The following is a 13,910-nucleotide window of genomic DNA, read 5'->3' as shown; positions in this document are numbered from 1 at the left end:
GCCCTTCCCGAACGACGGACGAGCGTTCTCCGCGCGCGTGGTCGGTTGCCCATGAGGCATCGCGCCGTGTCTTTATGATCGACGGGCGCTCGTCGGCCCGACGGGCTGTCCCTGAGCGGTACAGATCCTGGCAGTCTCGCTACACCGGGTTCGACTGTCGGCCTTGGACGGGCCCAACAAGATTCGCCTGGCTGTGGCCGCCGGACAGGGCTACAGCTCCAGCGGCATCCGGCACCGACCTGCGCGGGCGCGGCATCGTCCACCTCAAGCAGTTCCGCAGCCTGGTTGCCCTACTTCTTGCTGTGGTCTTTGAAGGCGCGACATCGTAGGGCGAGCGCCTCAGGCACCCTTGCCAGCCGCAGAGGCCACGCGCGAAGGGACGTGCATGGCAATCGGGTTGTTTGCATCGCCTAATATCGACGATTTCATAGCTGCCTTGCAGATTTGTCGAATGCCGGTATGTAGAAGGGCCGGGCTTCCGTCCTTGTGACGGGGCCCGGCCCTGGGGTGGTCACGCTGTGGGGACCGGTGCTGCCTGCTGGGGTTCCTTCGTGGCCGTCTTGCGGGGGAGCAGGGTGAGGGCGGCGATCACGCCTGCCACGATGATGCCCAGGCCCACCCAGATCGCGGCCTGGTAGCCCGCCACCAAGGAGGCCGTGTCTGTCGCGCCTGCCGTTCGGGTTGAGGCTACGGTGATCAGCACCGCGATGCCCACGGAGATGCCCACCTGCTGCGTCACGTTGAACAGCCCGGACGCCAGCCCAGCCTCCGCAGGCAAGGCCTCGGAGGTGGCGGCGATCGTGGCCGCCACGACGAGCAGGCCGAAGCCGATCCCGCTGATGATCTCCGGGCCGAGCAGGTCGGCGAGGAAGGCGCCGTTGACACCGATCCGGGTGTACCAGGCCACCGCCACCGCGATCAGGCCCATGCCGATCCCCGCCGTCGTCCGCAGGCCGTACCGTGCCACGGAACGGCCGCCCAGCATCGACGCGGTCAGCGCGATGGAAACGGCGATCGCCGCCATCGACAACCCCGACTGCGTGGCGCTGTAGCCGAGCACGACCTGCGTGTACAGCGTCAGGATGAAGAACACCGCCTGCATCGCGGACGCCACCAGGAACATCAGCACGTTGCCCGCCCGCAGCAGCTTCTTGCGGAAGATGCCCAGCGGCAGCAGCGGGTTGGCCGAACGCGACTCGATGACGACGAACACGACCAGAAGGGCGACGGCGACGGCGGTCCAGCGGATGTCGAGGTCGACCAGGCTGTAGATCAGCAGCGCGAGCCCAGCGGTCGAGGTGACCGCACCGGCGAGGTCGAAGCCCTTCCTGACCGCCGCGGGCCCGGCTGCGGGCAGGATCACCAAAGCCAGTCCCGCCACGACCACCCCGACCGGCACGTTGACGAAGAAGACCGAGCGCCACCCGAACCAGTCGGTGAGCAACCCGCCGAGCACCACCCCGGCAGCACCGCCGACCCCGCCGACCGCGCCCCAGATCCCCATCGCCTTCCCGAACGCCGGATCCCCCTCGAAGATCGTCATCACCAGCGACATGGCCGCAGGCGCGACCAGCGCCCCAGCCAGCCCCTGTACGGCACGCACAGCCACCAGCACCTCGCCGGTAGAGGCGAACCCGCCCACCAGCGACCCGGCGGCGAACAACACCATCCCGGCCATGAAGACGCGCCGCCGCCCAGCGAAGTCCGACAGCCGCCCGCCCAGGAGCAGCAGCCCGCCGAACACGAGCGAGTAAGCGGTGGTGAGCCACGACAGGTCCTGCTGGTCGAGCCCCAGATCCCTGCCGAGGGGCGGCAGCGCGATGCTCACGATGGTCAGGTCAAGAATCAGCACGAACTGCGTGGCGGCCAGGAGTGCGAGAGCGGCCCACTTGTTCTTCACGACGTCTCCCTAGGGGAACTGTTTGTAACAGTGGACATCATGTGTGACCATTGGCTCGACCAGGAAGAAGGCACTTTCATGTCCCAGGGGAACACCGCTGTACCAGACCAGCTCAGGACGTTGGACGACGCTCAACTGATGATCGAGATGGGCGAGTGCCCCATCCCGCCCCGCGAGCTGCTCGACACCATCGGCGGCAAGTGGGCCGTGCAGATCATCGTCGCCGTCGCCAAGGCGCCGTTGCGGTTCACCGAGCTGGAGCGGCTGATCGACGGCATCAGCCGGCGCATGCTCACCCTGACCCTGCGCAACCTGGAGCGGGACGGCCTGCTGGTGCGTACCGTCTACCCGACGGTGCCGCCGAAGGTGGAGTACGTTGCCACGCCCATGGCGCTGGAGCTCTACGAGGCGATGCTCACGCTGACGAACTGGTCGCGCCGGCACTCGGCGTGCGTCGCCAGGTCTCGCGAAGCCTACGACTCGCGGAGCTGACCAGCAGCGGCAGCAACATGAAGCCGATGAAGATCGGCGAGGCCATGTAGCGGTAGTCCTGGGCGGAGATGTTGGCCAGGATCGCGAGTTGCTGGCCCACGATGACGGCGCCGACCGCGAGCACGTGACGGCTCCGCCGTACGAGGGCGGTCGCTCCGATGGCCAGGTAGGACAGATAGCACCAGAAGGCGCCGCGCCACAGCAGCCAGTCGAGGTCGTGGTTGAGCGAGGCGTCGAGCCAGCCGCTCGCCACGTCGTAGAGGGGCTGGGACAGCGGCCGCAGCGTGTAGAGGGCGGTCTCCGGGAAGTAGGGCACCTTTCCCGGACCGACGTAGAAGTCGGCCGTCGGCCTCCTGGAGAAGTGGTAGGTGCCGCCACCCTCCGCGTGGGGGTTGTCGGTGATCTTCCAGGCGATGGCGCCGCGGCACAGCCGGGTCTCGACCACGAGCCCGGGGTCGCGCAGCAGCAGGCGCCGCCACATGTCGAGCAGCTCGGACGCGTGCGCGTCCGCCTGCTGCCAGCTGAAGTCACCCCGCCAGATCAGCGGGTTGATCGTGTGGCAGGCCCCGCCCTTGGCCCAGCGGGACAGGGGGGCCACGCTGGCGAGGACGGCCCGGTCCCACGGGTCGAACTGCTCCGGCCGCTCGCGGAACGCGACAGCCAGATCGCCGAAGGCCGTGTGGTAGACGTACGTCTTCGACGGCGCGTAGATGCCAGCCATCGGCAGGACCACGCTGGTGAGCAGCATCGGGATCGCGGCCGCCGCCAGCCCGACCAGCGCCAGCCGTACCCTCATGACCCTGACCACGAGGACGAGGACGACGACGGCGATCGCCGTCACCAGGAACCCGTTGGCCCTGAACAGCCCCAGCCCGGTGAACAGCAGCCCCAGGGCCACGAGGTCGCGGGTCCTGACCGTCTTGTTCGCGGCGATCGTGCAGCTCACGGCGGCGATGGCGATCGCGCACGCGGTGAAGGGCACGTCCTTCCACATGGTCACGGAGAACGCGCCGAACGGCGGCAGGAACGCCAGCACGATCGCCATCGCCGTCGTGGTCCGCGGCGGTGACCCCAGCCGCCTGAGCGCCTGCGCCAGCCAGGTCAGCGCCGCGGCCATCGCGGTGGTCTGCAGGAGCGTGAGCGCGCCGAGGTCGCCGGTCAGCTTGACCGACAGCCACGTCAGGCCGTCGTAGAGCACCGAGTGGTCGCTGATCCACGGGCCGACCAGGGTGTGGCTGAGATAGAGGACGGAGTCGCGGCTGAAGAGACCAGGGAAAAAGGCCAGCCACCACAGCAACAGGACAGCCTGGATCGCTAGGAACGTGACAACGGGCGTCCGGCGCATGTCGCCTTAGCCTACGGGAATTTGTCACCTGCCCTGAGCGGCTTACCCGCTGTGAGCTGGGACACTGTCACAAGCTGGTACCCCCGCTTCTTGAGTTCCTTGATCACTGCGGGCATCGCCGCGACCGTCTGCGGGACGGTGTCGTGCATGAGGATCACGCCGTTCCGCCTGGCCAGCTTCAGGACCGTTCTGGTGATCTTCTCCGTGTCGCGCAGGCTCCAGTCGAGCGTTGTGGCGGTCCACTTGACCTGCGCGAGGCCCTCCTGGGCTGCGAGCCCGAGCACCCTGTCGTCCGAATGCCCGTACGGCGGGCGGAACATGGTCGGCCGCCTCCCGATCACGCCCTCGATGGCGTCCTGGGTGATCTGCAGTTGCTGGGTGATCTCCTGGTCCATCATCTCGGGCAGCGATGGGTGGTCGTAGGTGTGGTTGCCGATCTCGTGCCCCTCGGCGTAGGTGCGCTTCAGTACGGCAGGCCGCTTCTCCACCGCCTTGCCGACGACGAAGAAGGTCGCCTTGACCTTCTCCTTCTTCAGCAGTGTGAGCAGCTTCCCCGTCGTCGCGGGCGCCGGCCCGTCGTCGAAGGTGAGCGCGAGGCACTTCATGCGGGCGCAGTCCACCTTCGGCGCCGCCTGCGCGGGTGCGGCGGGAAACACCGCTGCTGCCAGAAGCACAGCCGCCAAGCCTCGAATCACCACGTGCCGCCTCCGTTCGTCATCGTCTGGTCAATGTTGCCCTAAGCCACCACAGGTAGGCACCGAAGGTCCGTGAGCCCCTAGAAGGGACGGGACACACTTAAGCGGCATGAGGTGCGTTCTGCCCGAGACTCAGGAGTAGGGATGGATGCTCTGGAGATTGGCCGGGTGGTGACGCTCGAGGACCGCCACTGGTGGTACAGGGAGCGCAGGGCCATCCTGGCGCAGCAGGTCCGCGGCCTGGGACGGCCGGGCACGGCGCTGGACGTGGGCGCGGCGGGGGGCGGCAACACCCGCGTGCTGGTGGAGAACGGCTGGGACGCCACGGCCGTCGACAACTCGGCCGAGGCCGTGGCCTTCGCCGCCGAGCGCGGGCTCAAGACCCTGCACGCCGACGTGTGCTCCATGCCGCTCGAGTCGGGCACGGTCGACCTGGTCGTCGCCTTCGACGTGCTCGAACACCTCGACGACGACAGGGCGGCTGCGGCGGAGATCGCCAGGCTCCTGCGTCCCGGAGGCACGGCGCTGATCGCGGTGCCGTGCGACATGGCGCTCTGGTCGGCGCACGACGTGGCGCTCGGCCACCGCCGCCGCTACTCCAGGCAGGGGCTCGTCCAGCTGATCGAGGGCGCCGGGCTGGTCATCGACCGGCTGTGGAGCTGGAACGTCCTCCTGCGCCCGGTGGCGGCGCTGCGGCGGAAGAACGCGACGGGCTGCGACCTGGAGGACCTGCCGCCGCTGGTGAACGCCGCGATCGGAGGGGTGGTCAGGTTGGAACGCTATCTGCCGGTGGGACGGCTGCCCGGGGTCTCGCTCATGGCCAGGACCCGGCTGCCTTGAAAAGCGCCCTCTTCGTCGAGGCGCGACCGTCACGCACGGGTGCGTCCGTCGACATCGTCATCCCGGTACTCAACGAGGAGCGCGCCCTGCCGGGGGCGATCAGGACGGTCAGCGCCTATCTGAGCGAGGCGTTGCAACTTCCGTGGCGGATCACGATCGCCGACAACGGGAGCACCGACGCCACGTGGGAGATCGCGCAGGACCTGGCCGCCACCGTGCCCGGCGTCTTCGCGATGCGCATCGAGCGCAGGGGCAAGGGCGCCGCGGTCAAGGAGGCCTGGCGCCGCAGCCCTGCCGACGTGGTCGCCTTCCTGGACGTCGACCTTTCCACCGGCCTGGAGGCGCTGCCCCCGCTGGTGACCGCGGTGGCGGCGGGCCACTGCGAGGTGGCCATCGGGACCAGGCTCGGCAACGGCTCGCGCACCATGCGCGGGACGAAGCGCGAGCTGATCTCCCGCACGTACAACGGCCTGCTCAGGCTCGGGTTCGGCGCCAGGTTCACCGACGCCACCTGCGGATTCAAGGCCGCCAGGGCCGACGTGGTGCGCCCGCTGCTGCCCAAGGTGAAGGACGAGGGCTGGTTCTTCGACACGGAACTGCTCCTGCTCGCGCAGTACAACGGGGCGCGGATCAGGGAGGTGCCGGTCGACTGGATCGAGGACGAGGACTCCAGCGTCGACATCTGGCGCACCTCGCTGAGCAACCTGCGCGGCCTGCACCGGGTCGCCAGGGCGATCGGCAGCAGGCAGGCGCGGGTGCAACTCCCGCCGATCCCCGATCTGCGCCCGTCCCATCCTGACGCGGCCATGGCCACCTCGGGGACGCTCGGCAGGGTGGCCACGTTCGCCCTGATCGGGCTGGTCTCCGCCGTCATGCACGTGCTGCTGTACTGCGTCGCGCGCCAGGTGTGGGCGATCCCGGTCGCCAACCTGGCCGCACTGGCCCTCACTTCGGCAGCGAACACGGAGGCGAACCGCCGGTGGACGTTCAACCGGGTGGGACGCGCGCTGCCCCGTCACGTCCGCACGGCCGTGATGTTCACGCTCACCTACACGATCTCCACGTGCGCGCTCCTGCTGTCGCAGGCCTCGTCCCTCCCGTGGGAGAGCGCCGTGGTCGTGGGGGCGGCCTTCGCCATGGTGGCGCTCCGTTTCCTGCTCCTCGACCGATGGATATTCCGAGACCTTCTGTGAGCCATTCGCGTCTGACCTGGGTCGTCCTCGCGCCGCTCGCCGGCCTGTGTGCGGTCGTCGCCGTGCTGGGCCTCTACGTGCGGCCGACGTCCGACGACTACCGGCTGGCGGTGCTGTCCATGGACGGCGGGATCCTCGACGCCTGCGCCGAGTTCTACCTGCGGGTGACCGGCCGGGTGGGCAACGCGCTGCTGGCCGTCCTCCTCTATGCCAGGCCCGAGATCATGTTGAAGATCATCCCGTCGCTGACCTTCCTCGGGCTCGCCCTGGCGGTGGGCATGCTCGTCGGAGCGTTGCTGTCGCGGGCCGGGCGTCCGCGCAACCTGCCGCTGACCGCGCTGGTCGGCATGGGCGTCGCCGCGCTGGTGCTGCTGGGCCAGCCCCGGGCGTACCAGACGCTGTTCTGGGCTCCTGGCGTCATCTCGCACACGCTGCCGTCGATCGTGCTCATCGTCCTGGTCGCCCTGGCGCTGCGCTGCGGCCCGCGTTTCCGCCTCCCCTTCCTGGGGGTGGCCTTCGTACTCGCGCTCCTGCTGGGGACCACCAGCGAGCCGGCGACCCTGGTCTGGCTGGTGGTGTACGGGTTCATCTGCCTCACCCACCTGATGTTCGCCAGGCGGTGGACCTTCCTGCTGGTGTTCGGCGCGGTGCTGGCGGCGGGGCTGGTCGCCGGGCTGGCGATCGTCCTGACCTCGCCGGGCAACGGGCTGCGCCAGGCGGGGGCGCCCGCGTGGCACGGAGCGGCGTCCAGCCCGCTGGACCCGCAGGTGATCGGGGACGCAGCGAGCATGACGGTGGCCGCCTTCAGCGAGCTGGCCGGGCGCGGCTACCTCCTCGCCGCGCTGGCGCTGGGCGGCGTCGTCGCCCTGCACGTGCGTGACGTGCGGCTGGCCCGATGGCGGCTCGTCTGGATGGTGGCCGGGCCCGTGCTCGCCGTCGCCTGCGCCGGGTTCGCCGTGCAGTACGCGGTGCGCTACGGGTACGGCGACATCGGCTGGATCGTCTACCGCGTCTGGGTGAACTTCTCCGTCGTCATGGTGATCGCGCTCGTGTGGCTGGGCTTCCTCGCCGCGTCGCTGCTGGTCAGGCGGGGGCGCGGCGGGCTGGCCGTGGGTCTGGCCGTCTACCCGTGCCTGATGCTGGCGTGCGTCGGCTACGCGGCCGTCCTGGGGCAGCTCGGGCGGGAGATGACCGAGCGGGCCGCAGTCTGGGACGCGCAGAGCGCGGCGATCGCCCGGCAGCGCGCCTTCGGCGCCTCTGTCGTGCCGTACCGGCCGTTGCCCATCGCGGCGCTGGCCGAGCCGTTCATGAACGGTCACCAGCACGACTGGCTGCTCGGGTTCGTGGCCCGCTTCTACGGCGTCGCCGCTGTGGTGCGGGAGTCGAGGACCGACTGCCTGATCGGTCAATGCCCTGCCAAGGTTGATGTAACAGCAGGTCAGGTGGGGCCCTGGGAGTACAGGCTCCGGCAGTATTCGTCGCATGATTCTTCTTCGGAAGGTACGTAGGGGGCTGGTTCGCCGCGGACGCGCCGCCAAGGCGCTCATCGGGCGGCGCCCGCCCGTCAACACGGTCAGGGTCGACCGTTGCTACGCGTGCGGGTCCAAGAAGGTCGCCTGGGAGACCGTGTCCCACGCGCGGCTGAACAAGACCCAGAGCGTCCTCATGTGCCGTCGTTGCGAGCACATCGCCGCGCCGGCGAACGTCAAGGACTACAGCAAGTTCACCTCCCTCACGCAGCTGGGCAACACCCCGCGGGTGGGCTCGGACGAGGCGCCGGGCCGCGAGTACCACATGGCCAAGATGGCGGCCGAGATCATGGGCAGGGGCGAGCTGACCGTCCTCATCTGCGGGCCGGGCCGCAGCGTCGACTACCGCTGGATCGCCAAGCTCAAGAACGTGCGCAAGGTGGCGGTCGCCGACCTCATGAAGCTGGTGGACGACGTCGAGTGGGTGGACCTCAACTCGCCGGTGAGCGAGCGGTTCGACATCGTGATCGCTTGCGAGGTGGTCGAGCACTTCACCGACCCGCCGAACGACTTCGCCAAGACCCTGTCGTACGTCAAGGACGACGGGCTGGTCGTGTGCTCGACGAACATCAACAGCGGCCGCGACGCCAACAACCACGACTACCTCTTCATCAAGGGCCACACCTCGTACTACTCGCCGAGGGCCCTGGCGCACATCGCGCGCAAGAACGACGTGTACGTCGACTTCCGCCTGCCGGAGGTCGCGACGACGAAGGCGGGAGGCCCGCGCAAGCGTTACGTCCTGTTCACGCCGTCGGTCGAGCGCCAGCAGGAGATCTCCGTCTACTTCGGCAGGCACCTGTTCGCGCCGTCGGAGAAGAACCCGCAGCCGGCGCTCAAGGTCTGAAGACCGCCAACGCCAAAGGGGCCGGGGGAGACCCCCGGCCCCTTTGGCGTTGCTCAGGCGTTCAGCCGTACGTCGACGACCTGGCCGGTCAGCGCCGAGACGAGCACGTCGACGCTGGTCTGGGCGACCTGCTCCGAGGACAGCAGCGTGGAGGCCGGCTCGTCGCCGAAGGCGCGCACCCGCATCGGGGTGGCGGTGCGCTCCGGGTTCACGCAGTTGACCTGGATGCCGTACTTGGTCCACTCGTCGGCCAGAGCCTGGGTGAGGTTCACCGCGGCCGCCTTGGTGGCGGAGTAGAGGCTGTAGTTGGCGCGTCCGCGCGTGTACGACGACGAGGTGTACAGGAGCAGGTGCCCCTGCGTCTTGGCGAGGTACTGGAAGGCCGAGCGGGCGATGTTGACCGGTCCGAGCAGGTTGACGGAGACGGACTCGGTCACCGTGCTCCTGCTCACGTCGGCGAGCTCGCCCACGTGCAGGACCGCCGCGGTGTTCACCACGTAGTCGATGCGCCCGGTGGCCGCGTAGGCCGAGGCGAGCGCCTCCTCCACCGCGTCGGCGTCCTCGACCCTGGTTCCGGTCTGGGACCTGGAGTAGGAGAAGACCGAGGCGCCGCACTGGCGGGCCAGCTCGACGACGTCGGCGCCGATGCCGTAGCTGCCGCCGAACACCACCATGGTCCTGCCCGCCATGGCGGTGTTGCGGCTCTGCGGCGACGAGTGCGGCGCGGTGGCGGCCGCCAGCTGGAACAGCTTGTCCGCCAGGTAGACGTCGACCGGGTGGGTGACCTTCATGTTGTGCTCGCTGCCCGGCACGATGTAGATCGGCACGTCGGGCAGGTAGCGCAGGACCACGCCGCAGTCGTCGGTGGGCGGGCGCCGCTCGAAGTCGGGGTCGGCGAACGCCCGCTCGTAGGCCGCGCGGATCACCGACAGGCGGAAACACTGCGGCGTCTGCCCGCGCCGCAGACCTGAGCGGTCGGGGATGTCGCGGATCACCTCGCCGCGCGGCAGCGGGACGGCCACGACGATGGTGTCGGCGCTCGGGATCGCCACGTCGACGGCGGAGTAGGTGCGCAGCGCCTCGACGCACTCGGTGATGATGCGCGGCTCGACCAGCGGGCGCACCGCGTCGTGGAAGAGGACGTCACACTCGTCCTGGCCGAGCGCCTGGATGGCCCGCCAGGTGGTGTCCGTACGGCTCGCGCCGCCCTCGAGGACGCGGCTCACCTTGTGGAAGCCGTTCTTCTCCACGAGGGCCGCCGCGTCCTCGACGAAGCCGGGAGCCATCAGCAGGATGATCTCGTCGATGTCGCAGTGGGCGCTGAACACCCCGAGCGTGTGCTCCAGGATCGTCTTGCCGGCGATCTTCAGCAACTGCTTCGGCGTGTTCAGCCCCACCCGCTGGCCGACCCCGCCGGCCAGCACGACCGCGACGGTCCGCGCTCGTTTTCCGTCCAAGATGGACCCCCCTTGTTCGCAGGTGGCGCGACTCTATGGGCGCGTCACCGGGGTGTCCTTTCTCTTTGCCAAACGCATGCCATGCGGTGCTTGAGGCTAACCTCCGACGCCCACCGGCATCTCGCGCCCGACGGTCGCGTCGTCTCCGACGAGCCTGTTGATCGCGTCGTTGAACCGGGTGAACGCGTCCGGCTCGTCCGGCCCCAGCAGGTAGGTCTTGACCCTGAGCCGCTCCGCGGCCATCGCGTCGTGCTCGTCCTGAGCGGCGGCGAGCGCCTCGGGCAGGCCGCCGAGCGCCGGGCCGATCAGGTAGGCGGCCTGCGTCGTCGGGTAGCGGTCGCGGAACTCGCCGGCCGGCCGGTCGGCCACGTTGGTCACGGCGTACGGCTTGCCGCTGGCGATGAAGTCGGCGATGACGCTGGAGATGTCGCTGACCAGCAGGTCGGCCTCGTTGAAGCAGTCGTACAGGTGTGGCTCAGGCCCGTCCACGACCAGGTGCTCGTACGGCCTGCCCGACGTGTCCGCGCGCTCGATCATCCGCACGATCCTCGCGTGCGCCAGCCGCGCCGCCGAGTCGCGCTCGCCGGTCAGCGGGTGCGGCTTGTAGATGACCCGCACGTTCTCGCGGAGCAGCGCGCGCACGAGCTTCGGCCCCATGCCGATGATCGAGGTGTGCTGCAGGTCCTCGCTCCAGCCCTCCCAGGTCGGCGCGTAGAGCACCGTGCTGTACGGCCGGCGGGTGCGGAGGGAGCTGATGGTGTCGAGCTGCGGCCTGCCCACCTCGACGATCTGGGAGTCCTGGACGCCGACCTGGGCGCGCAGGTACCTGTCCCGCCCTGCCTGCCCGGCGACCCAGATCTCGTCGTAGACCTTGGAGTAGGGGTTGAACGACGCTTCCTTGTCGCTGTCGCCGTGCCCGATGAAGACGCTCGTGACCCCGGCGACCCGCAGCATGTGGATGTTCTTGCCGGCGTTGGCCGGGAACAGCGCGACCTTGGCCGTGTTCATCCAGCTGAAGCTCATGGTGTCGACCGAGCCAGGCGAGCACACGACGGGCAGCGACGTGGGCGCCAGCCGCTGGAAGACCCTGCGCTCGCGCAGGACGGCGACCACCCGGGCGTCGACCCGCTCCAGCGTGCTCAGCCACATGTTGACCTGGTAGGCCGAGGTGGTGGAGCCGGAGAAGTAGACGATGACCTGCGGGTTGTAGCGCGACACTGCCTCGTCGACCATGGGGACGAGGTCGCGCCCGTCGATCCCGGCGATCCTGCGCAGGTGGAGGGAGAGCGCGACGATCCCGGCCGTCTCCAGGAGCAGGACGGCGGCCACGGCGACGGCCGCGAGCCAGGTGGAGCCGAGCAGGACGGCGACGGTGATCGAGCCGACGAGGAGCATCTCCAGGCGGCGGCGCAGCTTGCCGCGCTCGTGGGTGAGGATCGCCGGCGGGTCGGCGATGGGCCCGAGCGGCGGCAGGTCGATGTTGAGCGTCTCGACCGGCGCCATCTCCCTGTGCCGCTTCAGCAGGGCCAGCGCCCGGTCGGTCTGCGCCGCCCACAGCCAGTGGACGACCAGCAGCCCGGCAGCCAGCGGGGCGAACCAGGGTGACTCCGCCTGCCCCGCCTGGATGAGCAGCAGGAACGCGGCCAGCTCCCTGATCCGCGAACGCAACCCGGCCTTGAGGTGGCATCTGGCCAGCGTCTGCCCGATGCGCGGCACCGCCTGCTGGATGGCGATCTCGCCCGCGTAGGTGAGCGCGATGGCCGGGGCGAACAGCCACGGCGACGGCCACAGGCCGGTGAGCACCATGACGGGGTATGCGGCGACGATCATCCACGCTAGTGCGAGGCGCATGAAGAATCCTCCTGCGTACGAGTGGTCGGGTCGGCGTGCCTGCGCGCGGTGAGGTCCTCGAAGAGCCGCTCCCAGCGCGGGTGGATCGCCTCGGGCGCGTACTGGGCGGCCGTGGCCAGCGCGTTGGCGCCCATGCGGCGCCTGAGCGGCTCGTCCTCGATCAGCTGGATCAGCGCCTGTGCCAGCGCGTCGACGTCGCCGGGCGCGACGAGCAGCCCGTCGTGCCCATGGGTGACGATCGCCCGGGGACCGACCGGGCAGTCGAAGCTGGCCACCGGCAGCCCGCAGTTGATCGCTTCGAGCAACACCATCGGGAAGCCCTCGGACCGCGAGCTCATCGCGAAGATCGCGGACCTGGCCAGCTCGGCGTCGAGGTCGGTGGTCGAGGGCAGCACGTACGCGTGGTTGTAGAGGTGGTTGCGCACGACGATCCGGCGTAGCCGTTCCTGCTGCCAGCCGTTGCCGTAGATCCGCAGCCGCCAGTCGGGGTGGCGGGCGACGACCTGCTTGAAGGCGCGCAGCAGCAGCGGGTAGCCCTTGACGCCGACCAGCCGTCCCGCCGTGATGATGGTCTTGCTCTGGTGATCGGTCTTCGGGACGTCCGTGGTGTGGACGGCGTTGGGGATGCTCGTCACGGTGTCGAACCAGCGGGCGTAGGCGGCGCCGTCCTCGTCGGTGAGCGTGACGATGGCGTCGAAGGCCCCGTACGTGCGGGCGATGGCCTCCTGGATCTCGTCCCTCCGCGAGAAGAGCGGGGTGTGCTCCTGGGTGACCTTGATGACGTCCGAGGTGGTGTGCTCGGCGACGAGCAGGCCGATCGAGGGGCGGGTGCTGACGAGGATGCCGTCGCGCTCCTCGCGGAGGAACGGGATGAGCTTCTCGGCCAGCACGGGCGACACGTCGGGCTCGGCGAGCGAGGTCTCCATCAGCCGGCGCACGCGGACCTTGGGGCTGATCTGGAAGTGGGGCACCCGGCGGGTCCTGCAGACGCTGACGACCTCGACGTCGTGCCCGTTCTCTGCCATGGTGTTCGCCTGGCTGAGCACGGTGCGGACGGTGCCGCCCATGCCGTACGCCGTGAGCAGCAGGTAGGTGATCCTCATCGGCCGCCCCTCAGGCGGCAGCGGATGATCAGATGGTTTCCTGTGACGAAGAGCGGCCGGACCGTGGCCTCGCCCCTCTTCTGCGGGGGGAAGGTGATGATCTTCTCCTTGTTCTCTATCCCGTCCTCGTGCGCGCCCAGCCTGAAGGGCGCGTGCCGCGGGAGGCGCAGGTGGAGGTCCCACGACTCGACCGGGCGCATCCGCGACGGGATGGGGAGCGACTCGAGCGGAACCACCACGTCGAAGCGGTCGCCGGTGACGGTGACGGGGTATTTGCGCTTCCTTCGCAGCCAGGCGTATCGCTGGCCCGGACGGCAGCTCACCTGCAGCCGCCATCCCTTGGCCGGCGCGCCGGCCGTGGGCGGCAGGCTGCCGACGATGCGGATGGCTCGATCGCGCGGCCAAACCTCGATGACCTCGGCGTGAGGTGGTTCTGGCATAGGAGCTCCTCTGGGCGAACCGATCACTCACATCAAGGCACAGCGGGCTCGCAGGACTCAGGCGGCTTTCGGGAAAGTTTGCGGATCCCGACCGCAAAGCACAGGTCCTCATGGTCCGGCGATGATCAGCCGCCGCCGGCGGCGCGATCGCGGGCCGCAGGTAATTGAAGGTCAAGAAGAGGCATGGACATTCTCCATTAGTTCCAGAGAGTAATCGT

At 69.3% G+C, this 13,910-nt stretch carries 12 protein-coding genes; 5 read left to right on the top strand and 7 right to left on the bottom strand.

The genetic code is table 11. The features are described 5' to 3' along the window. Positions 1-511 precede the first annotated feature (511 nt). A complete protein-coding gene (locus ACIBG8_RS24485) occupies positions 512-1,900 on the bottom strand; it encodes an MFS transporter (RefSeq protein ID WP_397345243.1) in 1,389 nt (462 codons plus the stop codon). Positions 1,901-1,978: 78 nt separating this feature from the next. Here ACIBG8_RS24485 and ACIBG8_RS24480 point away from each other — a divergent pair, with 78 nt between their 5' ends. Beyond that, the gene (locus tag ACIBG8_RS24480; protein ID WP_397345242.1) at positions 1,979-2,392 is read left to right on the top strand and encodes a winged helix-turn-helix transcriptional regulator; all 414 of its coding nucleotides are present in this window, start codon (positions 1,979-1,981) and stop codon (positions 2,390-2,392) included. Here ACIBG8_RS24480 and ACIBG8_RS24475 read toward each other — a convergent pair. Both ACIBG8_RS24475 and ACIBG8_RS24470 read right to left on the bottom strand, forming a co-directional pair. Next, complete coding sequence (locus ACIBG8_RS24475) at positions 2,316-3,737, bottom strand: hypothetical protein (RefSeq protein ID WP_397345241.1); 1,422 nt, start codon at positions 3,735-3,737, stop codon at positions 2,316-2,318. The two genes, ACIBG8_RS24480 and ACIBG8_RS24475, sit on opposite strands and share 77 nt — an antisense overlap. An 11-nt stretch (positions 3,738-3,748) precedes the next feature. Then, positions 3,749-4,411: a polysaccharide deacetylase family protein gene (locus tag ACIBG8_RS24470; RefSeq protein WP_397345240.1), complete on the bottom strand. Its 663-nt coding sequence runs from the start codon at positions 4,409-4,411 to the stop codon at positions 3,749-3,751. A 165-nt stretch (positions 4,412-4,576) separates the two neighbouring features. Here ACIBG8_RS24470 and ACIBG8_RS24465 point away from each other — a divergent pair, with 165 nt between their 5' ends. From ACIBG8_RS24465 to ACIBG8_RS24450, 4 genes are read left to right on the top strand one after another with little or no spacing between them, the layout of a single operon-like run. Beyond that, on the top strand, positions 4,577-5,272 hold the full coding sequence (locus tag ACIBG8_RS24465; RefSeq protein WP_397345239.1) for a class I SAM-dependent methyltransferase: 696 nt from the start codon (positions 4,577-4,579) through the stop codon (positions 5,270-5,272). Then, entirely contained in the window at positions 5,269-6,465 is a 1,197-nt protein-coding gene (locus tag ACIBG8_RS24460) for a glycosyltransferase (RefSeq protein ID WP_397345238.1), read from the top strand. The genes ACIBG8_RS24465 and ACIBG8_RS24460 overlap by 4 nt, the downstream gene beginning before the upstream one ends. Further along, a complete protein-coding gene (locus ACIBG8_RS24455) occupies positions 6,462-7,973 on the top strand; it encodes a DUF6056 family protein (RefSeq protein ID WP_397345237.1) in 1,512 nt (503 codons plus the stop codon). Before ACIBG8_RS24460 ends, ACIBG8_RS24455 begins: the two co-directional genes overlap by 4 nt. Beyond that, complete coding sequence (locus ACIBG8_RS24450; RefSeq protein ID WP_397345236.1) at positions 7,948-8,841, top strand: methyltransferase domain-containing protein; 894 nt, start codon at positions 7,948-7,950, stop codon at positions 8,839-8,841. Before ACIBG8_RS24455 ends, ACIBG8_RS24450 begins: the two co-directional genes overlap by 26 nt. Positions 8,842-8,894: 53 nt before the next feature. Here the strand turns inward: ACIBG8_RS24450 and ACIBG8_RS24445 are convergent, their stop codons facing one another. The 4 genes from ACIBG8_RS24445 to ACIBG8_RS24430 form a co-directional block, all read right to left on the bottom strand. Further along, positions 8,895-10,298, bottom strand: a complete 1,404-nt coding sequence (locus ACIBG8_RS24445) for an SDR family NAD(P)-dependent oxidoreductase (protein WP_397345235.1) — start codon at positions 10,296-10,298, stop codon at positions 8,895-8,897. Positions 10,299-10,394: 96 nt separating this feature from the next. Next, positions 10,395-12,149 (bottom strand): CDP-glycerol glycerophosphotransferase family protein, encoded by a 1,755-nt coding sequence (locus tag ACIBG8_RS24440; RefSeq protein ID WP_397345234.1) that lies wholly within the window; start codon positions 12,147-12,149, stop codon positions 10,395-10,397. After that, on the bottom strand, positions 12,134-13,252 hold the full coding sequence (locus tag ACIBG8_RS24435) for a glycosyltransferase family 4 protein (RefSeq protein WP_397345233.1): 1,119 nt from the start codon (positions 13,250-13,252) through the stop codon (positions 12,134-12,136). Before ACIBG8_RS24435 ends, ACIBG8_RS24440 begins: the two co-directional genes overlap by 16 nt. Beyond that, entirely contained in the window at positions 13,249-13,692 is a 444-nt protein-coding gene (locus ACIBG8_RS24430; protein WP_397345232.1) for a hypothetical protein, read from the bottom strand. Before ACIBG8_RS24430 ends, ACIBG8_RS24435 begins: the two co-directional genes overlap by 4 nt. Positions 13,693-13,910: the final 218 nt, after the last annotated feature.

It is taken from the genome of Nonomuraea sp. NPDC050556, from assembly GCF_044457355.1.
Lineage (GTDB): Bacteria > Actinomycetota > Actinomycetes > Streptosporangiales > Streptosporangiaceae > Nonomuraea.
This window is presented reverse-complemented; position numbering and strand designations above follow the sequence as displayed.

Coding starts and splice junctions, on each gene's coding strand:
- ACIBG8_RS24480 (WP_397345242.1), top strand. CDS start 1,979: ATGTCCCAGGGGAACACCGCTGTACCAGACCAGCTCAGGACGTTGGAC.
- ACIBG8_RS24440 (WP_397345234.1), bottom strand. CDS start 12,149: ATGCGCCTCGCACTAGCGTGGATGATCGTCGCCGCATACCCCGTCATG.
- ACIBG8_RS24430 (WP_397345232.1), bottom strand. CDS start 13,692: ATGCCAGAACCACCTCACGCCGAGGTCATCGAGGTTTGGCCGCGCGAT.
- ACIBG8_RS24475 (WP_397345241.1), bottom strand. CDS start 3,737: ATGCGCCGGACGCCCGTTGTCACGTTCCTAGCGATCCAGGCTGTCCTG.
- ACIBG8_RS24435 (WP_397345233.1), bottom strand. CDS start 13,252: ATGAGGATCACCTACCTGCTGCTCACGGCGTACGGCATGGGCGGCACC.
- ACIBG8_RS24450 (WP_397345236.1), top strand. CDS start 7,948: ATGATTCTTCTTCGGAAGGTACGTAGGGGGCTGGTTCGCCGCGGACGC.
- ACIBG8_RS24465 (WP_397345239.1), top strand. CDS start 4,577: ATGGATGCTCTGGAGATTGGCCGGGTGGTGACGCTCGAGGACCGCCAC.